This window comes from Pseudomonas sp. 2hn, from assembly GCF_019646095.1.
GTDB lineage: Bacteria > Pseudomonadota > Gammaproteobacteria > Pseudomonadales > Pseudomonadaceae > Aquipseudomonas > Aquipseudomonas peradeniyensis.
This window is the reverse complement of record NZ_CP081016.1, coordinates 5,197,501-5,222,605: the sequence shown is the minus strand read 5'-3', so window position 1 is coordinate 5,222,605 and position 25,105 is coordinate 5,197,501. Positions and strand designations below refer to the sequence as shown.

Genomic DNA, 25,105 nt, shown 5'->3' with positions numbered 1-25,105 from the left:
CTGAGCTTAAGACCATGATAGGGCAGCCTCGGTTCGCCGTTATACTCGGTCGATTGTTCGAGGACCACCATGATTTCATTACCGATCGATGCCGTACTGTCCGACCTGCGCCAGGCCCTGGCCGAACGTGACGAAGCGGTGCTCGAGGCGCCGCCCGGCGCCGGCAAGACCACCCGCGTGCCACTGGCCTTGCTCGCTGAGCCCTGGCTGCAAGGACAGACCATCCTCATGCTCGAGCCCCGGCGCCTGGCCGCCCGCGCCGCCGCCGAACGCCTGGCCAGCGAACTGGGCGAGAAGGTCGGCGAAACCGTGGGCTACCGCATCCGCCTGGACAGCAAGGTCGGCCCGAACTCGCGCATCGAAGTGGTCACCGAGGGCATCCTCACCCGCCGCCTGCAGGCGGATCCTGCGCTGGATGGCGTGGGGCTGCTGATCTTCGACGAGTTCCACGAACGCAGTCTGGATGCCGACCTGGCCCTGGCCCTGAGCCTCAACGGCCGGGCGCTGTTGCGCGACGAGTCGCCACTGAAGATCCTGCTGATGTCGGCGACGCTGGAGGGCGAGCGGCTGTCGCGCCTGCTCGACGACGCGCCGATCATCAGCAGTCAGGGGCGCATGCATCCGGTGGAGATCCGCTGGAGCCGGCCCTGGCAGCCTGGCGAGTTCGTCGAGCCGCGCGTGGTCGACTGCGTGCTCCAGGCCTTGGCCGACGAGTCCGGCAGCCTGCTGGTGTTCCTCCCCGGGCAGGCCGAGATCCGCCGTGTGCACCAGGCGCTGCAGGAGGCCGTGGGCGTGCGTCCGGACGTCCTGCTCTGCCCGCTGCACGGCGAGCTTGACCTGAGCGCCCAGCGAGCCGCCATCGAGCCGGCGCCCAAGGGCCAGCGTAAGGTGGTGCTGGCCACCAATATCGCCGAAACCAGCCTGACCATCGACGGTGTGCGCGTGGTGATCGACGCAGGTCTGGCGCGGGTGCCGCGCTTCGATCCCGGCAGTGGCATGACCCGCCTGGACACCCAGCGCATTTCCCGCGCCAGCGCCACCCAGCGTGCCGGACGAGCCGGGCGCCTCGAGCCCGGCGTGTGCTATCGACTGTGGTCCGAGGCGCAACACGATCAGTTGGCGGCCCATGGCAGCGCCGAGATCCTCCAGGCCGACCTGGCCGGGCTGGCCCTGCAACTGGCACGCTGGGGCGTGCCGCCGGAGCAGCTCAGCTGGCTCGACCAGCCACCGGCGGCCGCCTACGGCCAGGCTCAGGACCTGCTGGCCCGGCTCGGTGCCTTCAAGCCCGGCTGCCGCGACAACCTGAGCGTCCATGGCCAGGCCATGGCCGAGTTGCCTGCGCATCCGCGCATCGCCCATCTGCTGCTGCGCGGGCAGGACCTCGGATTGGCCGACATGGCCTGCGATGTCGCCGCGTTGCTGGGCGAGCGCGACATCCTGCGCGGCGGCGGTGCCGACCTGCACAGCCGGCTGGCGCTGCTCAGCGGTGAAAGCCGTGCCTCCCGTGGCGGGCAGGGCGGCGTGCAGCGCGCCCGGCAACTGGCCCGGCAGTATCGCGGCCAGTTGCGTGGCAAACCGCGCAGCCCAGTCGCCGACCCCGATCATCCCCGCTGGCTGGGCGCCGTGCTGGCGCTGGCCTACCCCGACCGGGTGGCGCAGCAGCGTCGCGAAGGCGGCGCCGAGTACCGCCTGGCCAATGGCCGGGCGGCGCTGTTCGCCGAAGCTGATGCTCTGATGAAAAGCCCGTGGCTGGTGATCGCCGACCTCGGCAGCCGCCAGGGGCAGCGCGAGGAGCGCATCTACCTGGCCGCCGAGTTCGATCCGGCGCTGTTCGACGGTGTGCTGGCCGAGCAGGTAGAGCAGCTCGACCTGCTCGACTGGGACGAACGTGAACAGGTGCTGCGCGCCGAGCGTCAGCGCAAGGTCGGTGAACTGGTGCTTAGCCGCGAGCCGCTGCCGGGGCTGGATGACGACGCACGGGCCAGGGCATTGTTGGGGCTGGTGCGGCGCAAGGGCCTGAACCTGCTGACCTGGACCCCGGAACTGCGCCAGTGGCAGGCCCGTGTCGCCCTGTTGCGTCAGCTGGACCTGGAAAAGGACGGCCACAGCGAATGGCCCGACCTTGGCGACGACGCCTTGCTCGCCAGCCTGGAGGACTGGTTGCAACCTTATCTGGGCAAGGTGTCGCGCCTGAGTCATTTCGCCAACCTGGACCTGCCTTCGATGCTGCGCAACCTGCTGCCCTGGCCGCTGCCCCAGCGTCTGGACGAGATGGCGCCATCGCACCTGGCCGTGCCCTCGGGCTCCAGCATTCGCCTGGACTACAGCGAGCAGCCACCGATCCTTGCCGTGCGCCTGCAGGAGCTGTTCGGCCTGGCCGACACCCCGCGCATTGCCAATGGCCGCCAGCAGGTCAAACTGCACCTGCTGTCACCGGCGCGCCGGCCGGTGCAGGTGACCCAGGACCTGGCCAACTTCTGGCGCACCACCTATGCCGAGGTGAAGAAGGACCTGAAAGGGCGCTATCCCAAGCACTACTGGCCGGACGATCCACTGGTTGCCGAAGCCACGGCCAGGGCCAAGCCCAGGAAAGCCTGACCCGTGCATTCGCTCGGGGGAATGCCGGCCTCAGGCGCCGGCTTCACCCTCGAGCAGCATGAACAGGCGGTACAGCACCACGGTGCTGAACAGCTGCAGGAAGCCGCTGAGGCTGTCCAGGGCCAGTTGCACGCCGGGCTGCGGCTCGGGGAACAGCTGCAGCAGCAGGCCGTCGATCAGCCACAGCGGCGCCAGCACCGACAGCATGCAGACCATGATGCGCAGGAAGTGCCCGGTGGTCATGCGCGCACTGGTGCGCATCGACTCGATCACCGGCAGGCCGCGCAGCACCAGCAGGTACTCGGCGAACACCAGGTTCACCATGATCCATACGCCGGGGAAGATGAGCAGCGCCAGGCCCGCCATGATCAGCAGCGAACTGATCACGATCAGCAGGGCCAGCATCGGCCACAACTGCAGGGCGCGGGCGAACAGGGCGCGCTTGGCGATGTCCTGGCCGTTGCTACGGGTGTCGAGGTAGAGGATCAGCGCGGCGCTGTACAGCGGGTAGAACAGCAGGCTGACGAGCATGCCATAGGCCGGCGAGGCCTGCTCGCCCAGCTGGCTGTAGAGCAGCTGTGTGCCGAGGGCCTCGAGTACCACCAAGGGCAGGCACAGCTGGAGGATGCTCGTCAGGTGACGGCGGAAGAAGTACAGGGAGTCGCGCAGAACGCTCAGCGGATTCATCGGTCAACATCGCATGGCAGAAAAAGCAGGGCGTAACTTTAGCCCAGTCGGCCCGCTTGCTGAAAAAAGTTTCATGGCCCGGACAATTGAATCGTTCCGCCCGGGCCTCCATCTTTGACGCTGTCCGATGTCCTGTTCAGCGCACGAGGTTGCCCCGATGAACACTGAAGAACAAACCCTGATCGATGGCCTGTTCGGCCGTCTCAAGCAAGCCGAGGACCCGGCCCAGCCGCGCGATGCCCAGGCTCAGGCGCGCATCGAGGAGCACCTGCGCCAGCAGCCGGCGGCGCCTTACTACATGGCTCAGGCGATCCTGGTCCAGGAGGCGGCGCTCAAGCGCCTGGACGAGCAGAACAAGCAGCTCGAGGCCGAGCTGCGCCAGGCGCGCGCGCAAGTGGATGCGAGCCGACCCAGCGGTGGTGGTGGTTTCCTCTCCAGCATCTTCGGCGCGGGAGCCCGCCATCCAGAGCCGCAGCGCCCGGTCGCGCCGCCGCCGACTTCCTCGGGAGGCTGGCGTGAACCGGCGCCCCAGGCCTACGCCCCGCCACCACCGCAGCAGGGCTTCGGCGCGGCGCCCGCCCCGGCGCGCAGCGGCGCCAGCAGCTTCCTCGGCGGTGCCATGCAGACCGCCGCGGGTGTGGCCGGTGGCGTGTTGCTGGCCCAGGGCATCAGCAGCCTGTTCAACCATCATTCGCAGCCTGAAGAAATCGTCGAGGTGATCAAGGAAGAGCCGGCGCCGGCCAGCGACGCTGGCGGCTGGAACGACCAGGACAGCCAGCGCCAGGTGGCGGACAACGGTGGCTGGGGCAATGACCAGGGCGGTTATGCCGATGCCGATTACAGCGGTGACGATGGCGGCTTCTTCTCGGACGACGACTACGTCTGAGGGCTCTGGCATACTGCTGCTTCCTATCGCGGGGCAAGCCCGCTCCCAGGCTTTGGTGGGAGCGGGCTTGCCCCGCGATCGTTTGCCACTGCCAGTAAGAGGCTTCAGGTGAAGAAAATCGCGCTGTTCGCCGATGTGCAGAACCTCTACTACACGGTTCGCCAAGGTCATGGCTGTCATTTCAACTACGCCGCGCTGTGGGCCGAGGTCAGCCGCGAAGGGCAGATCGTCGAGGCGGTGGCCTATGCCATCGACCGTGGTGACAGCAAGCAGCAGCAGTTCCAGCAGATCCTGCGCAACCTTGGGTTCGACGTGCGCCTCAAGCCTTTCATCCAGCGCGCCGATGGCTCGGCCAAGGGCGACTGGGATGTGGGCATCACCCTTGATGTCATCGAGGCGGCGGCGCGGGTCGACCAGGTGGTGCTGGCCTCGGGCGACGGTGATTTCGACTTGTTGCTGGAGCGGGCGATGCAACGCCATGGCGTGGAAACCGTCGTGTACGGTGTGCCGGGGTTGACCGCGTTGTCGGTGATCCGCGCCGCAAGCCGCTACGTGCCTATCGAGGGCCGGCTGCTGCTGCGCCACTGACCTGTCATGCTGCGGGCAGGAAGCGGATGTGGGAGGGCTTCAGCCTTTCTTGCCATTGCCTTCCAGATGCCCCAGCGGCACCCGTCGCGCCACCGCGCTCGACAGGATGATCGACGTCTTGGTGAAGCCCAGTTGCGACACGCGGTTGATCAGTGCTTCCAGTTCACCCATCGAAGTGACGGCCGCCTGCATGATCACGCACGGGTCGCCGGTCACCCGATGGCATTCGGTGAGTTCGGGGATCTTCTCCAAATCCTCGTAGGCCTGCTGGTTGCCATGACTGGCCAGGCGCAGTTCCATCACGCACTGGATCGGCAGGCCGATCTTCTCCAGGTCGACCTTGGCCGTGTAGCCGCTGATCACCCCGCTGGCTTCCAGCTTGGCCACCCGCTCGGCCACCGCCGGGGCCGAAAGATTGACCTGGCGCGCCAGTTGCGCGTAGGTGGCCCGGCCATTTTCCAGCAGGGCGGCGAGGAGCATGCGGTCGTACTTGTCCATGGTGACTCCTGCTGACTTTGCAATCGATTGGAAAGGCACTGCATAACCATGCTTTGCAAAGTGTTTCGGTGTTTTAAACGTGTTTTGTAACTTAAGTTTGCGCCTGGGCCTTTCTAAACTAATCCACCCGTAAACGGATTTCGAGCCCTTGCCATGTCCTCCTCCCGTCGCTTCCCGTTGTTGCTTGTCGGCGCCTTTCTCGCCCTGTACCTGGTCTGGGGCTCGACCTACCTGTTTATTCGCATCGGCGTGGAGTCCTGGCCGCCGATGCTGATGGCCGGGGTGCGGTTCGTGATTGCCGGCAGCCTGCTGTATGGCTTCCTGCGCTGGCGCGGCGTGCCGGCGCCTACCTGGCCCCAGTGGCGCGCGGCCGGGGCGATCGGTTTCCTGCTGCTCAGTTGCGGCAATGGTGGGGTGACCCTGGCCGAGCATGCCGGGGTCGCCTCGGGCGTGGCGGCGTTGGCGGTGGCCACGGTGCCGCTGTTCACCCTGGTGTTCGGCCTGTTCTTCGGCCATCGCAATTCGCGCCTGGAGTGGGCGGGGATCGCCCTCGGGCTGGTCGGTATCGGCATGCTCAACATGGGTTCGAACCTGCAGGCCAGCCCCATGGGCGCGGCGCTGATCCTGTTCGCCGCGGCGGCCTGGGCCTTCGGATCGGTGTGGAGCAAGAGCCTGCCGCTGCCCCAGGGGGCGATGGCCAGTGCCGCGGAAATGCTGGTGGGCGGCGCTGCGTTGCTGATCGGCAGTGCCGTCAGCGGCGAGCGCCTGACCCAGATGCCCACCGCTGCCGGTTGGGGGGCGCTGGCCTACCTGGTGTTCTTCGGCTCGATCCTGGCGTTCAGTTCCTACATGTACCTGCTCAAGCACGTGCGCCCGGCGGCAGCCACCAGCTATGCCTACGTCAATCCTGCGGTGGCGGTGCTGCTGGGGATCGTCTTCGCCGGCGAGCAGATCGGCGCCGAGGAGTGCGTGGCCATGGCGGTGATCATCGGCGCGGTGGTGCTGATCGGCCTGCCGCAGTGGCGCAAGTCGCCGGAGCAGCCCGTGCCGCTTAAAGAAGGGGTATGCAAGTAAATACCGGCCATCGTGGCACTGGGGTAAACTTGCCGCCTTCGCTGAACCCCCTGACGGTATTGCCATGAATTTCGCCCAACTCGGCCTGATCGAACCGCTGCTGCGCACCTTGCAGACGCTGGACTACACCACGCCCACCCCGGTCCAGGCCAAGGCCATCCCTGCGGTGCTCGCCGGCCGCGACCTGATGGCCGCTGCCCAGACCGGCACCGGCAAGACCGCCGGCTTCGCCCTGCCGGTGCTGCAGCGCCTGGCGCTGGAAGGGGAGAAGGTCGCCAGCAACTCGGTGCGCGCGCTGGTGCTGGTGCCGACCCGCGAGCTGGCCGAGCAGGTTCACGCCAACGTGCGTGAGTACGCCGAGAACCTGCCGCTGTCCACCTACGCGGTATACGGTGGCGTCAGCATCAACCCGCAGATGATGCGCCTGCGCCGCGGCGTCGACCTGCTGGTGGCCACCCCGGGCCGTCTGCTCGACCTGTTCCGCCAGAACGCCATCAAGTTCGGCCAGGTGCAGACCCTGGTGCTCGACGAAGCCGACCGCATGCTCGACCTGGGTTTCGCCGAGGAGCTGCAGGCGGTGTACGCAGCGTTGCCGCGCAAGCGCCAGACGTTGCTGTTCTCCGCCACCTTCTCTGACCAGATCCGTATGCTCGCGGGTCTGGCGCTGAACGACCCGCTGAGCATCGAGGTCAGCCCGCGAAATGCCGCTGCCAACACGGTCAAGCAATGGCTGGTGCCGGTGGACAAGAAGCGCAAGGCCGACCTGTTCTGCCACCTGCTGCGCAAGCAGCGCTGGAAGCAGGTGCTGGTGTTCGCCAAGACCCGCAATGGCGTGGATCAGCTGGTCGAGCGTCTGCTGGCCGAGGGCGTGAACGCCGACGGTATCCACGGCGATCGCCCGCAGGCCACCCGCCAGCGCGCCCTGGACAGCTTCAAGGCGCGTGAGGTCCAGGTGCTGGTGGCCACCGATGTGGCCGCCCGCGGCCTGGATATCGATGACCTGCCGCTGGTGGTCAACCTCGATCTGCCGATCGTCGCCGAGGACTATGTGCACCGTATTGGCCGTACCGGTCGCGCGGGCAACAAGGGCGAGGCGATCTCGCTGGTGTGCGCCGACGAGGTGCAACTGCTGGCGTCGATCGAGACGCTGATCCGTCAGGTGCTGCCGCGCCACGAGGAGCCGGACTTCATCCCCGACCACCGGGTGCCGGTGACCGACGCCAGTGGCCAGGTGCTGAAGAAGCCGAAGAAGCCCAAGAAGCCGAAAGAGAACAGCGCCAAGCGTGGCCTGGGGCGCTGGATGGACAGCGAGGAGGCGGGGACTTCGGCGCCGGCGGTCAAGGCCGTGCGCAAGGTGCCGAGCTTTGGGGGCAAGCCGCGTAAGCGTTAAATGGCCTGTAGCCGAAGCACCCTCCGTGGGAGCGGGCTTGACCCGCGATCACCGGCAACGCCGGTGCCATGCGCCGCATCGCGGGGCAAGCCCGCTCCCACGAGTCACATTTGAACCAGTGGATCATGTTTTGTGCATTGAGTGCCTGTTCAGGCTGTCCACGCCAGCCAATCCGCCGCCGCGCTCCCAGCCCGGAATCCACTGGCGAAACACGCCGTCAGCAAGTACCCGCCAGTCGGTGCCTCCCAATCCAGCATCTCCCCCGCGCAGAACACCCCAGGCAGGTTGCGCACCATCAGCCCCTCATCCAACCCTTCGAAGCGCACGCCACCGGCACTGCTGATCGCCTCATCCAGCGGCCGGGTCCTCACCAGCACGATCGGCAATGACTTGATCGCCGCCGCCAGGCGCTCGGGGTCGGCAAAGGTCGCCTGGTCGGTCAGCTCGCGCAACAAGGCCGCCTTCACCCCGTCGATCCCGAGCTGGCCGTGCAGGTGCTTAGCCATCGAGCGTGAGCCCCTGGGCTTGGCAAGGGCCTGGGCAATCTTGTCCACAGGCCGGTCCGGCAGCAGGTCGAGCAGCAGCGTCGCCCGCCCGTCGCGGTCGATCGCTTCACGCAGCGCCGCCGACCAGGCATACACCAGGCTACCCTCCACCCCTTGGGCGGTGAGGATGAATTCGCCCTTGCGCGAGGCGGTGCCAGGCACCCCGAGGGCGATGTTCTTCAGCGGGGCGCCGGCGAACTTGTCCTTGAGCAGATCGCTCCAGCCCTCGACCTCGAAACCGCAGTTGCTCGCCCGCAGCGCAGAGATATCCACACCGCGTTCGGCCAGCAGTGACACCCAGGCGCCGTCCGAGCCCAGGCGCGCCCAGCTGCCGCCACCCAGGGCCAGTACCACGGCATCGGCCCGTACCTGCAACTCGCCTTGTGGATAACTCATCCGCAGGGCGCCATCGGCTGTCCAGCCCAGCCAGCGGTGCCGGGTGTGGATAACCACGCCGGACTCACGCAGGCGCTTGAGCCAGGCACGCAGCAGCGGCGCGGCCTTCATGTCGCGAGGGAACACGCGGCCCGAGGTACCGACGAAGGTTTCGATGCCCAGGGCGTGAATCCATTGGCGCAGGGCTTCGCCGTCGAAGTCGCGCAGCAGCGTGTCGACCTCGACCTGGCGTGCGCCGTAACGGCCGATGAAGGCGGGGTAGGGCTCGGAATGGGTGATGTTCATGCCGCCGACGCCGGCCAGCAGGAACTTGCGGCCCACCGAAGGCATGGCGTCGAACACTTCGACTGCCATCCCGCGCCGGGCCAGGGTCTCGGCGGCCATCAGGCCGGCGGGGCCGCCGCCGATCACGGCGACGAGGGGGCGGGAGGCGGGGCGGGGATCGTTCATGGCGGGCGACAGGCTGTGGAAAAGACCGCGCATTCTACCTCAGCGGGGCCTGCCACGACACTGCTCAAAAAACGACCAACTCTTTGCAGCTCAGGCAGTTAAAGGGCTGGAGCGGCTTTCCCGCAGGTTATCCACAAGCGGTTCCACAGTCATTGTGAACAACCGAGCACCCGCGCCGCGCTGTGGTGGAGGATGCCGTGGCGCCGGGCCAGGGCTTCGCGGTCCTTGCTGTAGCCGCCGCCGATCACGCCCACCACCGGGATGTCGCGGCCCAGGCACTGGCGCAACACGTGTTCGTCGCGGGCGGCCAGGCCTGCGTCGGTCAGTTGCAGGTAGCCCAGGGCGTCGTCCTTGTGCACATCGACGCCGGCGTCGTACAGCACCAGGTCGGGCTGGTACAGCGGCAGCAGGTAATTCAGCGCGTCTTCGACCACCTTGAGGTAGGCATCGTCGTGCATGCCGCGGGGCAGGGGGATGTCCCAGTCGCTCTGGGCCTTGCGTGCCGGGAAGTTCTGCTCGCAGTGCAGCGACACGGTGATCGCCTCCGGCGTGTCGTGGAGCATGCGCGCGGTGCCATCGCCCTGGTGCACGTCGCAGTCGAAGATCAGCACCCGGTGCACGCGACCGGCCTCCAGCAGGTAGCGGCTGATCACCGCCAGGTCGTTGAAGATGCAGAAACCGGCCGGGTGATCGTAGTGGGCGTGATGGGTGCCGCCGGCCAGGTGGCAGGCGATGCCGTGTTGCAGCGCCTGCTCGGCGGTCAGCAGCGAACCGCCCACGGCGCGCACGGTGCGCCGGGCCAGGGCTTCGCTCCAGGGCAGGCCGAGGCGGCGCTGGTCCTCGCGGGACAGTTCGCCGTTCATGTAGCGCTCGATGTAGTCGCGGTCATGGGCCAGGGCGAGGATGTCGTTGGGGCAGATCTCGGGGCGCAGCAGGGCGGCGTCGGTGGTCAGGCCGCTGTCCACCAGGTGATCGCGCAACAGGCGGAACTTGTCCATCGGGAAACGATGGTCCGGTGGGAACTCGGGGCTGTAGTCGTCGTGGTAGATCAGCGGCAGGGGCATGGTGTCGGCGCGGTAGGGGCGAGCACCGATCTTGCCAGCTTTGGTGGCTTCTGTGGGAGCGGGTTCACCCGCGATCACCCGCGTAGCGGGTGCCAGAGACCGCGCTGGCTGCTTCGCGGGTAAACCCGCTCCCACAGGGGCTGGCGAATTGCCGATAGCCGATCACTTGTCGGCCGAGGCCAGTACCCTTTGCCAGTCCGGTTCGTTCATCCGTCCAAGGATTCGCGCCTTGCCGTTGCCATCCACCGACACGAACAGCGCGCTGGCATAACCGCTCTCGCGCTCGCCGCCCGGTACATGCTGCTGGCGGGCGAAGTGATCGATGCAACCGTTGTGGGTCACCAGCACCAGGTTGTGCCCGGGCCGCTTGCGGGCCATGGCCTCGGCCGGGAACGGGTGGTCGCAGCGCTCCAGCCAGTCTTCACTGGTCACGGCCTGGCCGAGGATGAAGTGCGCGGTCTGGCGGGTGCGCAGCTTCGGGCTGCTGAGCAGGTCGGCGCCGGCCAGCCCCAGTTGCTGCAGGCCCTGGCCGACCCGTTGCGCCGCCTGGCTGCCGGACAGGGTGATGCCGGTCGGATCGTCCAGGCACGGCCCCGGGGCACTGTCGCAGCGTTCGGCATGGCGAATCATCACGATCACCGCGCCTTCCTTCCAGTCCTGCAGCAGGCCGCTGTCGCTCAACTGTTGCTCGTTGCCAAGGTTCACGATGTGCGTCCTCGTCGCTAGCCAGGTGCTGGCCCCGACCAGTGCCAGGAGCAGGCCGATGGCAGCGCTGATCGTGGTGCGCGAGCGGCGGCGTTTGCGGGGGGCCAGCAGGGCCGGGTTGTGCAGGGTGTTGCTGGGGTGCATGCGTCACTCCGATGGCAATGCGGCGTCGACGAAGGCCGCGGTAGTGTCGGCATTGTGCGAAGCGGTCTGTCGGGGGGCGGTGAAGCCGATGTGAAAAAAGCATCGGCTGGCCGATGCGCGCGGCCTACGCTGTACACTGCCAGACCGTGATTTCGGAGCCGTGCCGATGACCCCCCTCCTGGAACTGGAAAGCCCGCGCCTGGTCTTGCGCCAATGGCAGGATGACGACCTGCGCGAGTTCGCCGCCCTGTGCGCCGACCCGCAGGTGATGCGCTATTTCCCCGCGCCGATGACCCGGGTCGAGGCGGCGGCGCTGATCGGCCGCATCCGTGGCCATTTCAACGAGTACGGCTTCGGCCTGTGGGCCCTGGAGCGCAAGGACAGCGGCGCCTTCATCGGCATGACCGGCCTGCTCAACGTCAACTTCGACGCCCCGTTCGGCCCGGCGGTGGAGATCGGCTGGCGCCTGGCCCGTCGCCACTGGGGTCTGGGCTTCGCCAGCGAGGCGGCCTGGGCCTGCCTGCGCTGTGCCTTCGCCCAGCTGCACCTGGACGAGGTGGTGTCGTTCACCACCGAGGCCAACCTGCCGTCGCAGAAGGTGATGCAGGCCATCGGCATGGTCCAGGACCTGGCGGGCAGCTTCGAGCACCCGCGCCTGCCCGTCGGCGACCCGCTGCGCCCCCATGTGCTGTACCGCATCGACCGCGAGCGTTGGCAACAGAACCTGCGCGGCTGAATAGGTCGCCATTCGTACGACGGGACGAACGGCAAAACCCTGTATCATTCGCCGGTATAACCGCGCCGTATTGCCTTGCCAGGAGAACCCCATGAGCCACGTACTCGACGATCTGGTCGACTTGCTGAGCCTCGAGTCCATCGAGGAGAACCTGTTCCGCGGACGCAGCCAGGACCTGGGCTTCCGCCAGCTGTACGGTGGCCAGGTGCTCGGCCAGTCGCTGTCGGCGGCCAGCCAGACGGTCGAGGACGCCCGCCACGTGCATTCGCTGCACGGGTACTTCCTGCGCCCGGGCGATGCCAGCATGCCGGTGGTCTATTCGGTGGACCGCGTGCGCGACGGCGGCAGCTTCAGCACCCGGCGGGTCACGGCGATCCAGAAGGGCCAGCCGATCTTCACCTGCAGCGCCTCGTTTCAGTACGACGAGGATGGTTTCGAGCACCAGGCGCAGATGCCGGACGTGGTCGGCCCGGAAAACCTGCCCAGCGAAGTCGAGCTGGCCAGTGCCATGGCCGACAAGCTGCCCGAGCGCATCCGCGAAAAGGTGCTGTGCGCCAAGCCCATCGAGATCCGCCCGATCACCGAGCGTGATCCGTTCGACCCCAAGCCGGGCGAGCCAATCAAGTACGCCTGGTTCCGCGCCGATGGCAACCTCCCGGACATCCCGGCGCTGCACAAGTACCTGCTGGCCTATGCCTCGGACTTCGGCCTGCTGACCACATCCTTGCTGCCCCATGGCAAGTCGGTGTGGCGCAAGGACATGCAGATCGCCAGCCTCGACCATTCGCTGTGGTTCCACCGTGACCTGCGCGCCGACGAGTGGCTGCTGTACGCCACCGACAGCCCCTGGGCCGGCAATGCCCGCGGCTTCTGCCGTGGCAGCATCTTCAACCGCGCCGGGCAGCTGGTGGCCTCGTCCACCCAGGAAGGCCTGATCCGCCATCGCAAGGACTGGGCATGAACCTGGGGGACATTCGCCACTGGGTGTTCGACATGGATGGCACCCTGACGGTCGCCGTGCATGACTTCGCGGCCATCCGCGAGGCGCTCGACATTCCGTCCGACCACGACATCCTCACCCACCTGGCTGCCTTGCCGGCGGCGGAAGCGGCGGCCAAGCATGCCTGGCTGCTGGAACACGAGCGCGACCTGGCGATTGCCTCGAAGGCCGCGGACGGCGCGGTGGAGCTGGTGCGTGAGCTGGCCGGGCGTGACTGCCGGCTGGCCATCCTCACCCGCAATGCCCGCGAACTGGCCCATGTCACCCTCGAGGCCATCGGCCTGGCCGACTGCTTCCCGGTCGAGCACATCCTCGGGCGCGACGAGGCGGCGCCCAAGCCCAGCCCTGACGGGCTGCTGCAGATCGCCCGGGCCTGGGACGTGAGCCCAGCTGAAATGGTGATGGTCGGTGACTACCGCTTCGACCTCGACTGTGGCCGGGCCGCAGGCACCCGCACCGTATTGGTCAACCTGCCGGACAACCCATGGCCGCATCTGGCCGACTGGCATGCGGCCGATTGCTGGGCGTTGAGGGCGTTGCTCGGCTGACGGCCCACGATCCACTGTAGGAGCGGCCTTGTGCCGCGAAAGGGCCGCGCAGCGGCCCCAGCTATCTTGGCTCTAACATCAAGCCGGGGCTGCTTCGCAGCCCTTTCGCGACACAAGGCCGCTCCTACAGGGGAATGGTGTCACCTTGGCGATGGCTTGCCCCCGCGATCACCCAGACCTGTCTAAGCTGCACTGCACCTTTTCCCACGATGGAGACCCACCCATGACCACCAAGGCCCTCTACGTCCTGCCCGGCGGCGGCTACGACAAGGTCCAGGCCGGCACCTGCGAAACCGCCGCGCCCAAGGCCGGCGAGATCACCGTGCGCCTGCACGCCAGTTCCCTCAACTATCACGATTTCGCCGTGGTCAGCGGCATGTGGGGGCCGAGCGAGCGGCGCATCCCCATGGCCGACGGCGCTGGCGAGGTGATTGCGGTGGGCGCCGGGGTCAGCGAGTTCCAGGTCGGTGATACGGTGGTCAGCACCTTCTTCCCCGACTGGCTCGATGGGCAGGCCCAGGCCGAGGGCTTTGCCAGCGTGCCGGGTGACGGCATCGACGGCTATGCCCGTGAACAGGTAACCGCCCGGGCCACCTCTTTCACCTTCGCGCCCAAGGGCTACAGCCATGCCGAGTCGGCGACCCTGACCACCGCCGGCCTCACCGCCTGGCGCGCCCTGATGAGCGATGACCACCTCAAACCTGGCGACAGCGTGCTGGTGCAGGGCACCGGTGGCGTGTCGATCTTCGCCCTGCAATTCGCCAAGCTGGCCGGCGCCACGGTGATCGCCACCTCGTCCAGCGATGCCAAGCTGGAGCGTCTCAAGGCGCTTGGCGCAGATCACCTGATCAACTACAAGACCACGCCCGTCTGGGGCGAAAAGGTCCGTGCGCTGACCGACGGACGCGGCGTGGACCATGTGATCGAAGTCGGTGGCCCGGCCACGCTGGAGCAGTCGATGATCGCCGCGCGCATCGGTGGGCATGTGTCGCTGATCGGCATCCTCACCGGCGTGGCCGGGCAGCTGCCGCTGGTGCAGGCACTGGTGCGGCAGATCCGCCTGCAGGGCGTGCTGGTGGGCAGCCGCGCCCAGCAGCAGGCGATGGTCCGCGCCATCGACGCCAATGGCCTGCGGCCGGTGGTGGACAAGCATTTCGAGCTGGAGCAGATGGTCGAGGCCTTCAAGTACCAGGAGAGCAACAAGCATTTCGGCAAGATCTGCCTGACCTGGTGACGTGGGAGCAGGCTTGCCCCGCGACTCAGGTATGCGAGAGCAATGGAAACATCAGCACCTGCCCATCGACACGGGTAGGTGCCGCTCCCCAGACGAACAGCGCATCATCGTTATCCACAACACGCGCCGCGAAGCCTTCGCAGTTCAGCGGCGCGAACCCCAGCACCACCTCCCGCGTGGTTGAGGTGACCAGCTCGGCCAGCACATCGGCCAGCGCCAGTTCGCGTTCGCAGAACACGTCCACCAGCACCATCCGCTCGCCATCCTGTTCCATCACCACATAGGCCTCGTGCGCTGAGGAATGGAACACGGCCTCCCGGTATGGCCCATCGCAATAGAACATCGTCAGCGGCACATTCGGCATCAGGCTCAATCGCGCCTGTGGACAACTCTTTTCCACCGCATCGATGAAGCGTTGGCGTTGATCGCCATCATCCAGGTTCACCAGGTGGAAGGTCGTGGCCCGTGGTTGCGCCGACCAGGGCTGGTAGTACTCGTGTTCGACCACTCGGCGAAAACCGAACCTGGGATAGAGATCCAGCACCGTGCTGTTGGCGAACAGGTACAGCAGGTCGCAGTTACCTGCCCAGCGCTCCACCAGCACCTCCATCAGGTAACGGCTGTAGCCACGTCCCTGTGCTTCGGGCGCGGTCATTACCGTACCGATCTGGACGCAACGCAGGGGCTGGCCATCCAGGGTGAAGTCGAGCAGGTTGGCCGAGGCGTTGGCCAGCATCTTCCCGTCGCGAACCAGCGAGCACGGCTGGTTGTCGGCTTGCCAGAAGCCGGCCTGGTACCAGGCTTCGAAGTCGAAGCCGTAGGTCTGGCGGGTGAGGGTGTTGAGTTCGGCGCGCAGGTGCGGGTCGTCGCGGTAGTGCTCGACCTGCGTGAGTGCGGGGTCGTCGAGGAGGGGGGCCATGGCGTCCATACCTGTCCGTGAAGTGAGGGTGAACGTTAACCGCAGCGTGGATGAAAAGTTGTAAGGGTTTGTACCCGGACGCGGCGCGGTCTTCACTCCGGCACCAGCCGATCCCGGCTGTTGGACAGATGCAGGCACATGGCTGCCCGCGCCGCGTCCGGGTCCTGCCGGCGGATGGCGTTGAGGATCGCCTCGTGCTCCAGGTTCGCCAGGTACGCGTGCCTGGCCAGCCTGGCCCCGGCGCGTTCGGCCTGGGCGATACGATTGCGGGGAATCAGCGCCGTCCCCAGGTGCGCCATCATCTCGCCGAAATACAGGTTGCCGGTGGCCTCGGCGATCAGCAAGTGAAAGCGCCGGTCGGCTTCGATGCAGCTATCACCGGCGGCGGCCAGGTCCTGGTAGTCGTCCAGCGCCTGGCGCATCTGCGCCAGCTGGCGCTCGTCGCGACGCAGGGCGGCGAGGGCGGCGGCCTGGCCTTCCAGGCCGAGGCGCAACTCCAGCAGGTCGCGCACGCTGGCCGCGCTTTCCGGACCCACCCGCAGCCCGGACTGGGCCTGGCGCTCGATGACGAAGGTGCCGATGCCGTGGCGTGTTTCCACCAGGCCCGAGGCCTGAAGTTTCGATAGTGCCTCGCGGACCACGGTGCGGCTGATGGCGTGGTCGCGCACCAGGGTGTTTTCCGAGGGAAGTCGGTCGCCCGGTGCGTAGGTGCCGAGGAGGATCTGCTGGGTCAGGCGGGAGACCAGGTCGTGGGCGCGGGACATCAGAGGTTCTCAGGTGATGTGAGCTTGCCTGGCGATTGCCATGGAGGCTGCATGAGCATCGTCAATCTACTTGTATGACAAGTTGGGCGCAAAGATTTTTTTGATCTGGAAATTGGCTACCTATTGTCAGCGTCAGTGTTCTAATTTTTGGATATTTAACCGATCTTATCCATTAAATAGCTTGTATTTTGCGATTTATCTGAAAAAATGCCGTTGTCGTACAACTTCCTCGGGAATATGCTTTCTCTCACCTGGAGGTCAGACAACTCGCTGTCCACCACCAGCCCCCCAATAAAAACAATGAGTGGGAGCCCCCATGAACGACACCCCAGATCCGTCTGCGCACGCGCTCGCCAGCGCCGTGGCCAAGGTCAAGCGCCATGTCCTGCCGCTGTTCGTCATCATGTTCATCGTCAACTACCTGGACCGCGTCAACATCGGCTTCGTCCGCCCGCACCTGGAAAGCGACCTGGGCATCAGCGCGGCGGCCTACGGCTTCGGCGCCGGCCTGTTCTTCATCGGCTATGCGCTGTTCGAAGTGCCGTCGAACATGCTCCTGCAGCGGGTCGGCGCGCGCCTGTGGCTGACCCGCATCATGTTTACCTGGGGGCTGGTGGCCACGGCCATGGCTTTCGTGCAGACCGAAACCCAGTTCTACGTGCTGCGTTTTCTGCTTGGAGTGGCAGAGGCCGGGTTCTTCCCCGGGGTGATCTACTACTTCACCCGCTGGCTGCCGGCCGCCGAGCGTGGCAAGGCCATCGCCATCTTCCTCAGCGGCTCGGCCTTCGCCTCGCTGATCTCCGGGCCTCTGGCCGGGGCGCTGATGCAGATCCAGGGCATGGGGATGCACGGTTGGCAATGGATGCTGTTCATCGAAGGCATGGCCTCGGTTTTGCTGTGCTTCTTCGTGTTCTTCTGGCTCGACTCCAAGCCCCATGACGCCAAATGGCTGAGCCGCGAAGAGCAAGACGCGCTGGTGGCCGCCATCGACTTGGAGCAACGCGAACGCGAGGCCGGCGGCATGACCAAGGTCTCGGCCTGGCGCCTGCTCAAGGACCGCCAGATCGTGCTGTTCTGCCTGATCTACTTCTGCATCCAGCTGACCATCTACGCCGCGACCTTCTGGCTGCCGAGCATCATCAAGCGCATGGGCGATTTGAGTGATCTGCAGGTTGGCTTTTTCAACTCGATCCCCTGGCTGATCTCGATCATCGCCATGTACGCCTTCGCCGCCTGTGCCAAGCGCTGGAAGTTCCAGCAGGCCTGGGTCGCTGCGGCACTGCTGGTGGCGGCTTGCGGCATGTTCATGTCCACCACCGGTGGTCCGGTGTTCGCCTTCGTCGCGGTGTGCTTCGCCGCCATCGGCTTCAAGGCCGCCTCGTCACTGTTCTGGCCGATCCCCCAAGGCTACCTGGATGCACGCATCGCCGCGGCGGTCATCGCCCTGATCAACTCGGTGGGCAACCTCGGCGGCTTTGTCGCGCCGACCACCTTCGGTTTGCTCGAGCAACAGACCGGCTCGATCCAGGGCGGCCTGTACGGCCTGGCGGTGACCTCTGTGCTGGCCGCCATTGCCGTGTTCTTCGTGCGCATGCGTCCCAAGGGCGCGGCTTCCCCTGACCTCAAGGCCGCTTCGGCCAACTGACCCCGAGAGAGATCTCCATGAACATGCAGACAACCCCCCAGGCTCACCTCGGCACGCCAGTGGTCACCGACCTGCGGGTGATTCCGGTGGCCGGACACGACAGCATGCTGCTCAACCTCAGTGGCGCCCATGGCCCGTTCTTCACCCGCAATGTCGTGGTGCTGCGCGACAGCGCCGGCAACACCGGGCTGGGCGAGGTGCCCGGCGGCGAGAAGATCCGCCAGACCCTCGAGGATGCCCGCGCCCTGGTGGTCGGCCAGCCTATCGGGCACTACCAGCGCGTGCTCAACGCCATGCGCCAGGTTTTTGCCAACCGTGATGCGGGTGGCCGCGGGTTGCAGACCTTCGATCTGCGCATCACCGTGCACGCCGTCACCGCCATCGAGTCGGCCCTGCTCGACCTGCTTGGGCAGCACCTGGGCGTGCCCATGGCCGCCCTGTTGGGCGAAGGCCAGCAGCGCGAGGCGGTCAAGATGCTGGGGTACCTGTTCTACATCGGTGATCGTCGGCGTACTGACCTTGCGTATCGCAACGAGGCCGATGCCGACGACGCCTGGTTCAGGCTGCGCCATGAGCAGGCCCTGACCCCGGAAACAGTGGTGCGCCTGGCCGAGGCGGCCCAGGCCCGCTATGGCTTCAACGACTTCAAGCTCAAGGGCGGCGTGCTGCGCGGCGAGGAGGAGATGGAGGCGGTCACGGCGCTGGCCGAGCGCTTCCCCGAGGCGCGCATCACCCTTGATCCCAATGGCGCCTGGTCACTCAAGGAGGCCATCGCCCTGTGCCGCGACAAGCACGCCGTGCTGGCCTATGCCGAGGACCCATGCGGTGCCGAGAACGGCTATTCCGGGCGTGAGGTCATGGCCGAGTTCCGTCGCGCCACTGGCCTGCCCACCGCCACCAACATGATCGCCACCGACTGGCGGCAGATGGGCCATGCGATCCAGTCCCAGGCGGTGGACATCCCTCTGGCCGACCCGCATTTCTGGACCTTGCAGGGATCGGTGCGGGTGGCGCAGATGTGCCATGACTGGGGACTGACCTGGGGCTCGCATTCGAACAATCACTTCGACATCTCACTGGCGATGTTCACCCAGGTGGCGGCAGCTGCGCCCGGCGAGATCACCGCAATCGACACCCACTGGATCTGGCAGGACGGCCAGCGCCTGACCCGCGAACCGCTGCGCATCATCGATGGCCATGTGCGTGTGCCGGAGCGTCCGGGGCTCGGAGTCGAACTGGACGAGGACCAGTTGGCCAAGGCCCATGAGTGCTATCGCAACATGGGACTGGGGGCTCGGGATGACAGCGTGGCCATGCAGTACCTGATCCCGGGGTGGACTTTCGATAACAAGCGGCCGTGCCTGGTGCGCTGATCGAACACGTACCGGCCTTGTCGCGGGGCAAGCCCGCTCTCACGAGCAATGCGTGGCGTGGGAGCGGGCTTGCCCCGCGATAGGGCCGGTAGGGACCCTGCAAACATTTCCTGCTGCCACCGGTGTTTCCGGTCGGGCGTAGGCAGACGCCCGTGCAGCACCGCCCCGGCCCGCCGGGGCTTTTTTCGTTTACGCCGCCTTTGCGTACACCACCACCGCCGCCCGCAACTTGCGCCCGCCGAACAGGCTCATGCGCTGGAACTCCTGGTGGCTGACCGGCAGGTGCTGGCAGTCCAGGGCCTGGCGGTGGCGAGCGTGGTCGGTGTCGGGGTCGTGCAGGTAGACGAAGTCGTCGTCGCAGGCGGTGACCAGCACCCAGTGCGGCGCCTTGCTGCCGGTCAACCGGTAGTTGCTGATCAGCACCAGCGCCAGGCCGCCTTCGGCCAGCACCCGGGGCAGATTCGGCGCCTGCCGGGCGATGACCACGTCGCTTTCCTGCAGCTCGGCGCAGAAGTCCTCATGGACCAGGCGCATGACCTCCTTCTTGCCGGGCTGGCGCACGCCATCGAGAAACAGCGGCCCCTCGGTATTGAGCCGTAGTTGCACGCGAAACCCCCGGCGCCAGGCGGCCAGCGCCAGCCCGTGAGGGCTGCAGCCGCCGTGGCCGGAGGTCATGAACACAGTGGTCGCCTCGCGCCACAGGCGCAGTTCCTCGCGACGGCTCGGCGGGCGCTGCGGTTGCAGCGCGGCCATGGCCATCAGCAGGCAGGCCGGGCCGCAGGTGAAGTCGGTGGTCTGGGCGTAGTAGGGGACCGGTCGCGTCTCGCCCGCCGGGTGCTGGAGGATGCGCTTCTCGTAACGCAGGGCGCTGGTGTGGTCCTCGTAGTAGTCGTCGACCTGGGCGAAGCGCCGGTAGCCATGGCGTTCGTACAGGGCAATGGCCTTGGGATTGTCGGTGCGCACCTCAAGCCGCAGGTAGGCGCGCTCGTGCTCCAGGGCGCAGCGCTCGGCCTGTTCCAGCAGACGGGCGCCAAGGCCATGGCCACGCGCCTGTTCGGCAATGGCGATGGAATACAGCCGGGCCAGCGAGGTGCCGCGGTGGAACAGCAGCAATGCATAGCCCATCAGCTGGCCGTCGCGTTGCGCCACCAGCAGGCTGGCATTGGCGTGGGACAGCATCCAGCGAAAGCTGCGCGGGGTCAGCCGGTCGAGGGCGAAGCACTGGTTCTCCAGCGCCAGCAGGGCCGGCAGGTCGTCAACAGTTGCCAGGCGAAATTCGATGTGCATAGGGCCGCCGTAAAAGTTGCGTAATGAAACGGGACATTCGAAAAACTTCGTGCTTAATAGAAACCGTGTCTACCCAACACAGGGCTTCAAACATGTCATCGTTTCAGGAACCCTTACCTGGCCGGCCCGGGGAAAGTTCACACTCAAGTACAACTGGTGTTATTTATCCACTGACCCTGGATAACAAGTCAAGTCAGCTGGTGATCATCGTGGAGCGGCGTGAAGACTGGGCTTCTTACCTGCCCAGCGAGGATGTCGTGACGGCCCAGGAGTACCTGGAAGAGCCACGCGAGGCCGATAACGGCAAGCGTGTCCAGGTCATAAATCTATGTCGTAATTATAAATATCTAGGTCACGGTTATTATTGTTCGTTATTGGCCGAGGCGCGCGGGCATAAAGTCATTCCCTCGGTCAGAAGTATCAGTGAGTTGACCCGCAAGTCGTTATACGGATTGGCCCTCGACGACATGGCGCGCAGCCTCGAGAGTGCCCTGGCCAATCACCCCTACGGCGAAACCGAAGGGTTCACCCTGACCCTGTATTTCGGCCGTACCGATCTGGAACCGCTGCAGGACATCGCCCGCCAGCTGTTCGAAAGTTTCCCGTGCCCGATCCTGCTGGTGGAGTTCCGCAAGACCAGCGCCTGGCATATCGCCGGGGTCAAGGCCGGCGCGCTGCACAAGTTGCGTGAAGACCAGCAGGACCCCTTCGCCAACGCCCTCGATGGCTTCAGCCGCCGGATCTGGCGCCAGCCTCGCTCGCGGCGGGTGGCGCGTTACGACCTGGCGATCCTCCACGACCCCGATGAGGCGTTGCCGCCATCCAACCCCAAGGCGCTGGAGCACTTCATTCGTGCCGGTCGCCAACTGGGGGTCGACGTCGAGCTGATCGGCAAGAAGGACTACGCCCGCCTGGCCGAATACGACGCGCTGTTGATCCGCGAGACCACCAGCGTCGACAACCACACCTATCGCTTCGCCAAGAAGGCCGAGAGCGAAGGGCTGGTGGTGATGGACGACCCGGCTTCGATCCTGCGCTGCACCAACAAGGTCTACCTGACCGACCTGCTGCGCAGCCATCGCCTGGCCATGCCGGCCAGCGAGATCCTCTACCGCGACAACCCCCAGGCGCTGGAAGGCATCGGCGAGCGGCTGGGCTTTCCGCTGGTGCTGAAGATTCCCGACGGCTGTTTCTCCCGGGGCGTGATCAAGGTCAAGGACCCCGCCGAACTCCAGGCCGCCACTGCCGAACTGTTCGAGCACTCGGTGCTGCTGCTGGCCCAGGAATACCTCTACACCGAATACGACTGGCGTATCGGCGTGCTCAACCGCAAGCCGATCTTCGCCTGCCAGTACTTCATGTCCAAGGGCCACTGGCAAATCTTCAACCACCAGGCCCAGCGCGACGAGGTCAACGGCGAGTGCCGCACCCTGGCCGTGCACGAGGCGCCGCGTGCGGTGGTGGAGCTGGCGGTGAAGGCCGCCAACCTGATCGGCGATGGCCTGTACGGCGTCGACCTCAAGCAGGTCGGTGATCGGGTGGTGGTGATCGAGGTCAACGACAACCCCAACCTCGATGCCGGCATCGAAGACGCCTACCTGCACGACGACCTCTACACCCTGGTGCTGGAGGAATTCATCCGCCGCCTGGAGCAGAAGCGCCGGGGGCAAGCCTGGTAACGAGGTGCTGGCATGATCGAAAGCTACAGCCTGGCCCATGGTCAGTTGCGCAAGCGCGAGGGGCTCGATTGCGAGGTGCTGCTGTTCGTCGAACCGGACAGTGCCGAGCGTGAACTGTTGCAGGCGTGGTTCCACCTGGATGCCCACGCCCTGGCTTCGGCGCTGGACCCGGACGAGGTGTCGCGCATCGAACTGCACCGCGATGGCCTGTTCCTGATCTGGAAGCGCCCGGAGAGCTACACCGGGGGAGACAGCTTCGCCTTCCAGGTGTCTTCGTTCGGCATGCTGATGGTCGACGGCCACCTGGTGCTGATCGCCCCGGACGCCTCCCTGCTCGACGGCCTCGGGCAGCGCCATGCGCTGCACGATCCGATGGATGTGTTGTTGGCCATCCTGCTGGACAACCTGCACCACTACCTGGGACACCTGAAGGTGATCAAGATGGTTGCCCGCGAACTGCAGCAACGCTTCGAGCAGTCGCTGGAGAACCACCACCTGATGCAGATGTTCAACCTCAGCGAGAGCCTGATCCACTACATCAACGCCATCCACAGCAATGGCGCGGTGCTCTCGCGCCTGCGCGCCCATGGCGAGAAGCGTCATTTCAACCCCGAGGTGCTGGCGCTGATCGACGACCTGGTCATCGAGAACAACCAGTGCCACAAGCAGGCCGAGATCTACTCGACGGTGTTCGCCGGCTTGATGGACGCCCGTGGCAACCTGGCCAACAACGCGATGAACGAGACCCTGCGCAAGCTCACCCTGATCAACGTGGTGTTCCTGCCGCTGAACCTGATCGCCAGTATTGGCGGCATGTCCGAGTTCAGCATGATGACCGCGGGCGTGCCGTGGTGGCTGGCGTATGCCTTGCTGGTGCTGGCGATGATGCTGTTGGGCGTGTTCATGGTGCTGGCGCTCAAGCGCCTGGCCCGTGGGCGTCGTCCTGTCGTGACCCCTGCGCAAACCGAGCGCCCCGTTGCGCGGCCGAGCCCCTCATTCCCTGGTATCGCCAATTGGAGAACGCCATGAGCAACCTGCAGATCGGCCTGATGATCGTCACGGTGATCGTGGTGTTCGCGGTGGTGAACTTCTACTGGGACTACCTGCGTGACCGCGACTGACGCAAACAGGCATGCCGAGGGGCTTGACTGACGTGCATGGGTACGCGGTGTCGTGATCGAACAGTTGTCTGACGTTTTCGAGCATTTTGCTCGCGCCGCGCCCGGCTTAAAGTGAAGCCCGCATCCCCACGGTGCGTTGCCCGGGCGCTTGAGAAGGCCGTAACAGAGCGTGCGCAACGTACTCCACCCTTAGCCGAGGAGACCGTTTCGCCCGCGCCTGCCCGTCCCTTCCTTGTGTCAGCAAAAAGAGAACAAGACCAATGAACACCGTGGGAACTGATGGCAACCTTGCTCAAGGTTTCAAGCCACGTCACGTAACGATGCTGTCCATTGCCGGCATCATCGGCGCGGGGCTCTTCGTCGGCTCCGGGCACGCCATCTCGGCGGCCGGTCCGGCCACCATCCTCTCCTATTTCGTGGCCGGCACCTTGGTGGTGCTGGTCATGCGCATGCTCGGCGAAATGGCCGTGGCCCACCCCGACACCGGCTCGTTCTCCACCTACGCCGACCAGGCCATCGGCCGCTGGGCCGGCTACACCATCGGCTGGCTGTACTGGTGGTTCTGGGTGCTGGTGATCCCCATCGAGGCACTGGCTGCCGGGCACGTGCTCAACGCCTGGTTCCCCCAGGTGGACAGCTGGATCTTCGCCCTGGCCTCGGTACTGCTGCTGGCCTGCACCAACCTGTTCAGCGTGGCCAAGTACGGTGAATTCGAGTTCTGGTTCGCCATTCTCAAGGTCACCGCCATTCTCGGCTTCATCGGCCTGGGCTTCGCCGCGCTGGCGGGCTGGTTGCCGGAGCGCGAGGTCAGTGGGCTGAGCACGCTGGTGGACGAGCACGGCGGCTTCGCGCCCAAGGGCTGGTCCGCGGTGGTCGGCGCCTTCATCACCGTGATGTTCAGCTTCATCGGCACCGAGGCAGTGACCATCGCCGCCTCCGAGTCCAGCGACCCGGCGCGCAATATCGCCAAGGCCACCCGCTCGGTGATCTGGCGCATCAGCACCTTCTATATATTGTCGATCTTCGTGATCATCTCGGTGGTGCCGTGGAATGACCCGCAGTTGGCGGTGGTGGGTTCCTACCAGCGCGCGCTGGAAATCATGAACATCCCCAACGCGGCGCTGATGGTCGACTTCGTGGTGCTGATCGCGGTAACCAGCTGCATGAACTCTTCTATCTATATCGCCTCGCGGATGATGTACTCGCTGGCCAAGCGGGGTGATGCGCCGGCCTTGCTGAAGAACACTTCCAAGGTGGGTGTCCCGCGCGCCGCGGTGTTCGGCAGCACCCTGATCGGCGCGGCCATCGCCATCCTCAACTACTTCGCGCCCAAGGGCGTGTTCGAGTTCCTGCTGGCCAGTTCCGGGGCCATCGCCCTGCTGGTGTACCTGGTGATCGCCATTTCGCAACTGCGCATGCGTGGGCGGCTGGAGCGCGAGAACGCCAACCTCAAGTTCCGCATGTGGCTGTTCCCCTGGCTGACCTGGGCAGTGATCCTGTTCATCAGTGGCGCCCTGGCCGTGATGATGTTCACCGAGGAGCACCGCGCTGAGGTGACTGCCACCCTGAGCCTGGCGATCGTGATCTCGTTCCTGGGGATCGTCACCACGCGCGGCCATTCCCGCAGGGCAGTAGAGGTGCGTTCGGCAGGATAACCAGTGGCGCCCACGCCGAAACCGCGTCGAACCAACAAGACGGACCAGGAGGGATTGGCCCGAAACAGATGTAGGAGCGGCCTTGTGCCGCGATGCGCCGCGCGGGCGGCGCTCGATCT

At 66.0% G+C, this 25,105-nt stretch carries 22 protein-coding genes; 14 read left to right on the top strand and 8 right to left on the bottom strand.

What is annotated here, in order from left to right:
• Positions 1-69: 69 nt before the first annotated feature.
• Positions 70-2,598 carry an ATP-dependent helicase HrpB gene (gene hrpB, locus K2O50_RS23575; protein WP_050707033.1) on the top strand — a complete coding sequence of 843 codons (2,529 nt, stop codon included), beginning with the start codon at positions 70-72 and terminating at the stop codon, positions 2,596-2,598.
• Between the two features lie 30 nt (positions 2,599-2,628).
• Here the strand turns inward: hrpB and K2O50_RS23570 are convergent, their stop codons facing one another.
• Positions 2,629-3,285, bottom strand: coding sequence for a YciC family protein (locus K2O50_RS23570; protein WP_050707032.1), 657 nt, complete (start codon positions 3,283-3,285; stop codon positions 2,629-2,631).
• A 157-nt stretch (positions 3,286-3,442) separates the two neighbouring features.
• Between K2O50_RS23570 and K2O50_RS23565 the strand changes: the two genes are divergently transcribed.
• Together K2O50_RS23565 and K2O50_RS23560 are read left to right on the top strand one after the other, a co-directional pair.
• The gene (locus K2O50_RS23565; RefSeq protein ID WP_050707031.1) at positions 3,443-4,171 is read left to right on the top strand and encodes a DUF2076 domain-containing protein; all 729 of its coding nucleotides are present in this window, start codon (positions 3,443-3,445) and stop codon (positions 4,169-4,171) included.
• A gap of 108 nt (positions 4,172-4,279) precedes the next feature.
• Positions 4,280-4,759, top strand: a complete 480-nt coding sequence (locus tag K2O50_RS23560; RefSeq protein WP_050707030.1) for an NYN domain-containing protein — start codon at positions 4,280-4,282, stop codon at positions 4,757-4,759.
• A 39-nt stretch (positions 4,760-4,798) separates the two neighbouring features.
• Here K2O50_RS23560 and K2O50_RS23555 read toward each other — a convergent pair whose 3' ends face one another.
• Entirely contained in the window at positions 4,799-5,257 is a 459-nt protein-coding gene (locus tag K2O50_RS23555) for an Lrp/AsnC family transcriptional regulator (RefSeq protein WP_050707029.1), read from the bottom strand.
• Between the two features lie 153 nt (positions 5,258-5,410).
• On the opposite strand from K2O50_RS23555, the gene yedA reads away from it, so the two are divergent.
• Together yedA and K2O50_RS23545 are read left to right on the top strand one after the other, a co-directional pair.
• Complete coding sequence (yedA, locus tag K2O50_RS23550; RefSeq protein WP_050707028.1) at positions 5,411-6,331, top strand: drug/metabolite exporter YedA; 921 nt, start codon at positions 5,411-5,413, stop codon at positions 6,329-6,331.
• A 64-nt stretch (positions 6,332-6,395) separates the two neighbouring features.
• Positions 6,396-7,721, top strand: coding sequence for a DEAD/DEAH box helicase (locus K2O50_RS23545; protein WP_050707027.1), 1,326 nt, complete (start codon positions 6,396-6,398; stop codon positions 7,719-7,721).
• Positions 7,722-7,870: 149 nt separating this feature from the next.
• Here K2O50_RS23545 and K2O50_RS23540 read toward each other — a convergent pair whose 3' ends face one another.
• The 3 genes from K2O50_RS23540 to K2O50_RS23530 form a co-directional block, all read right to left on the bottom strand.
• Positions 7,871-9,112, bottom strand: coding sequence for a TIGR03862 family flavoprotein (locus tag K2O50_RS23540; RefSeq protein ID WP_220689945.1), 1,242 nt, complete (start codon positions 9,110-9,112; stop codon positions 7,871-7,873).
• A 149-nt stretch (positions 9,113-9,261) separates the two neighbouring features.
• Complete coding sequence (locus K2O50_RS23535) at positions 9,262-10,176, bottom strand: histone deacetylase (RefSeq protein ID WP_050707024.1); 915 nt, start codon at positions 10,174-10,176, stop codon at positions 9,262-9,264.
• A gap of 162 nt (positions 10,177-10,338) precedes the next feature.
• Entirely contained in the window at positions 10,339-11,025 is a 687-nt protein-coding gene (locus tag K2O50_RS23530; protein ID WP_050707023.1) for a histidine phosphatase family protein, read from the bottom strand.
• A 166-nt stretch (positions 11,026-11,191) separates the two neighbouring features.
• Between K2O50_RS23530 and K2O50_RS23525 the strand changes: the two genes are divergently transcribed.
• The 4 genes from K2O50_RS23525 to K2O50_RS23510 all read left to right on the top strand — a co-directional run bounded on the left by K2O50_RS23525 (position 11,192) and on the right by K2O50_RS23510 (position 14,543).
• Positions 11,192-11,761, top strand: a complete 570-nt coding sequence (locus tag K2O50_RS23525; RefSeq protein WP_050707022.1) for a GNAT family N-acetyltransferase — start codon at positions 11,192-11,194, stop codon at positions 11,759-11,761.
• A gap of 91 nt (positions 11,762-11,852) precedes the next feature.
• Positions 11,853-12,722: an acyl-CoA thioesterase II gene (gene tesB, locus K2O50_RS23520; protein ID WP_050707021.1), complete on the top strand. Its 870-nt coding sequence runs from the start codon at positions 11,853-11,855 to the stop codon at positions 12,720-12,722.
• Positions 12,719-13,309, top strand: a complete 591-nt coding sequence (locus K2O50_RS23515) for an HAD family hydrolase (protein ID WP_050707020.1) — start codon at positions 12,719-12,721, stop codon at positions 13,307-13,309. The genes tesB and K2O50_RS23515 overlap by 4 nt, the downstream gene beginning before the upstream one ends.
• Positions 13,310-13,532: 223 nt before the next feature.
• Positions 13,533-14,543 (top strand): NAD(P)-dependent alcohol dehydrogenase, encoded by a 1,011-nt coding sequence (locus K2O50_RS23510; protein ID WP_050707019.1) that lies wholly within the window; start codon positions 13,533-13,535, stop codon positions 14,541-14,543.
• 25 nt (positions 14,544-14,568) lie between these two features.
• Here K2O50_RS23510 and K2O50_RS23505 read toward each other — a convergent pair whose 3' ends face one another.
• The gene (locus K2O50_RS23505) at positions 14,569-15,462 is read right to left on the bottom strand and encodes a GNAT family N-acetyltransferase (protein WP_162232983.1); all 894 of its coding nucleotides are present in this window, start codon (positions 15,460-15,462) and stop codon (positions 14,569-14,571) included.
• A 92-nt stretch (positions 15,463-15,554) separates the two neighbouring features.
• On the bottom strand, positions 15,555-16,226 hold the full coding sequence (locus K2O50_RS23500; protein ID WP_050707017.1) for a FadR/GntR family transcriptional regulator: 672 nt from the start codon (positions 16,224-16,226) through the stop codon (positions 15,555-15,557).
• A 316-nt stretch (positions 16,227-16,542) separates the two neighbouring features.
• Between K2O50_RS23500 and K2O50_RS23495 the strand changes: the two genes are divergently transcribed.
• Together K2O50_RS23495 and gudD are read left to right on the top strand one after the other, a co-directional pair.
• Positions 16,543-17,871 carry an MFS transporter gene (locus tag K2O50_RS23495; RefSeq protein WP_050707016.1) on the top strand — a complete coding sequence of 443 codons (1,329 nt, stop codon included), beginning with the start codon at positions 16,543-16,545 and terminating at the stop codon, positions 17,869-17,871.
• A 17-nt stretch (positions 17,872-17,888) separates the two neighbouring features.
• Positions 17,889-19,244 carry a glucarate dehydratase gene (gene gudD, locus K2O50_RS23490; RefSeq protein ID WP_050707015.1) on the top strand — a complete coding sequence of 452 codons (1,356 nt, stop codon included), beginning with the start codon at positions 17,889-17,891 and terminating at the stop codon, positions 19,242-19,244.
• A 189-nt stretch (positions 19,245-19,433) separates the two neighbouring features.
• Here gudD and K2O50_RS23485 read toward each other — a convergent pair whose 3' ends face one another.
• A complete protein-coding gene (locus K2O50_RS23485) occupies positions 19,434-20,531 on the bottom strand; it encodes a peptidase C39 family protein (RefSeq protein WP_050707014.1) in 1,098 nt (365 codons plus the stop codon).
• Between the two features lie 92 nt (positions 20,532-20,623).
• Between K2O50_RS23485 and K2O50_RS23480 the strand changes: the two genes are divergently transcribed.
• The 3 genes from K2O50_RS23480 to gabP all read left to right on the top strand — a co-directional run bounded on the left by K2O50_RS23480 (position 20,624) and on the right by gabP (position 24,986).
• On the top strand, positions 20,624-22,210 hold the full coding sequence (locus K2O50_RS23480; RefSeq protein ID WP_082337823.1) for a RimK family protein: 1,587 nt from the start codon (positions 20,624-20,626) through the stop codon (positions 22,208-22,210).
• Positions 22,211-22,222: 12 nt separating this feature from the next.
• Complete coding sequence (locus K2O50_RS23475) at positions 22,223-23,239, top strand: magnesium transporter CorA family protein (RefSeq protein WP_050707013.1); 1,017 nt, start codon at positions 22,223-22,225, stop codon at positions 23,237-23,239.
• 352 nt (positions 23,240-23,591) lie between these two features.
• The gene (gene gabP / locus K2O50_RS23470) at positions 23,592-24,986 is read left to right on the top strand and encodes a GABA permease (RefSeq protein ID WP_050707012.1); all 1,395 of its coding nucleotides are present in this window, start codon (positions 23,592-23,594) and stop codon (positions 24,984-24,986) included.
• Positions 24,987-25,105: the final 119 nt, after the last annotated feature.

Bases quoted from the DNA above. Each gene is read 5' to 3' on its own strand.
- K2O50_RS23565 (WP_050707031.1), top strand. From the start codon at position 3,443: ATGAACACTGAAGAACAAACCCTGATCGATGGCCTGTTCGGCCGTCTC.
- K2O50_RS23545 (WP_050707027.1), top strand. From the start codon at position 6,396: ATGAATTTCGCCCAACTCGGCCTGATCGAACCGCTGCTGCGCACCTTG.
- K2O50_RS23515 (WP_050707020.1), top strand. From the start codon at position 12,719: ATGAACCTGGGGGACATTCGCCACTGGGTGTTCGACATGGATGGCACC.
- tesB (WP_050707021.1), top strand. From the start codon at position 11,853: ATGAGCCACGTACTCGACGATCTGGTCGACTTGCTGAGCCTCGAGTCC.
- K2O50_RS23535 (WP_050707024.1), bottom strand. From the start codon at position 10,176: ATGCCCCTGCCGCTGATCTACCACGACGACTACAGCCCCGAGTTCCCA.
- K2O50_RS23570 (WP_050707032.1), bottom strand. From the start codon at position 3,285: ATGAATCCGCTGAGCGTTCTGCGCGACTCCCTGTACTTCTTCCGCCGT.
- K2O50_RS23485 (WP_050707014.1), bottom strand. From the start codon at position 20,531: ATGCACATCGAATTTCGCCTGGCAACTGTTGACGACCTGCCGGCCCTG.
- K2O50_RS23540 (WP_220689945.1), bottom strand. From the start codon at position 9,112: ATGAACGATCCCCGCCCCGCCTCCCGCCCCCTCGTCGCCGTGATCGGC.
- K2O50_RS23510 (WP_050707019.1), top strand. From the start codon at position 13,533: ATGACCACCAAGGCCCTCTACGTCCTGCCCGGCGGCGGCTACGACAAG.
- K2O50_RS23505 (WP_162232983.1), bottom strand. From the start codon at position 15,462: ATGGCCCCCCTCCTCGACGACCCCGCACTCACGCAGGTCGAGCACTAC.
- hrpB (WP_050707033.1), top strand. From the start codon at position 70: ATGATTTCATTACCGATCGATGCCGTACTGTCCGACCTGCGCCAGGCC.
- K2O50_RS23555 (WP_050707029.1), bottom strand. From the start codon at position 5,257: ATGGACAAGTACGACCGCATGCTCCTCGCCGCCCTGCTGGAAAATGGC.
- K2O50_RS23500 (WP_050707017.1), bottom strand. From the start codon at position 16,226: ATGTCCCGCGCCCACGACCTGGTCTCCCGCCTGACCCAGCAGATCCTC.
- gabP (WP_050707012.1), top strand. From the start codon at position 23,592: ATGAACACCGTGGGAACTGATGGCAACCTTGCTCAAGGTTTCAAGCCA.
- gudD (WP_050707015.1), top strand. From the start codon at position 17,889: ATGAACATGCAGACAACCCCCCAGGCTCACCTCGGCACGCCAGTGGTC.
- K2O50_RS23525 (WP_050707022.1), top strand. From the start codon at position 11,192: ATGACCCCCCTCCTGGAACTGGAAAGCCCGCGCCTGGTCTTGCGCCAA.
- K2O50_RS23530 (WP_050707023.1), bottom strand. From the start codon at position 11,025: ATGCACCCCAGCAACACCCTGCACAACCCGGCCCTGCTGGCCCCCCGC.
- yedA (WP_050707028.1), top strand. From the start codon at position 5,411: ATGTCCTCCTCCCGTCGCTTCCCGTTGTTGCTTGTCGGCGCCTTTCTC.
- K2O50_RS23480 (WP_082337823.1), top strand. From the start codon at position 20,624: ATGTCATCGTTTCAGGAACCCTTACCTGGCCGGCCCGGGGAAAGTTCA.
- K2O50_RS23495 (WP_050707016.1), top strand. From the start codon at position 16,543: ATGAACGACACCCCAGATCCGTCTGCGCACGCGCTCGCCAGCGCCGTG.
- K2O50_RS23475 (WP_050707013.1), top strand. From the start codon at position 22,223: ATGATCGAAAGCTACAGCCTGGCCCATGGTCAGTTGCGCAAGCGCGAG.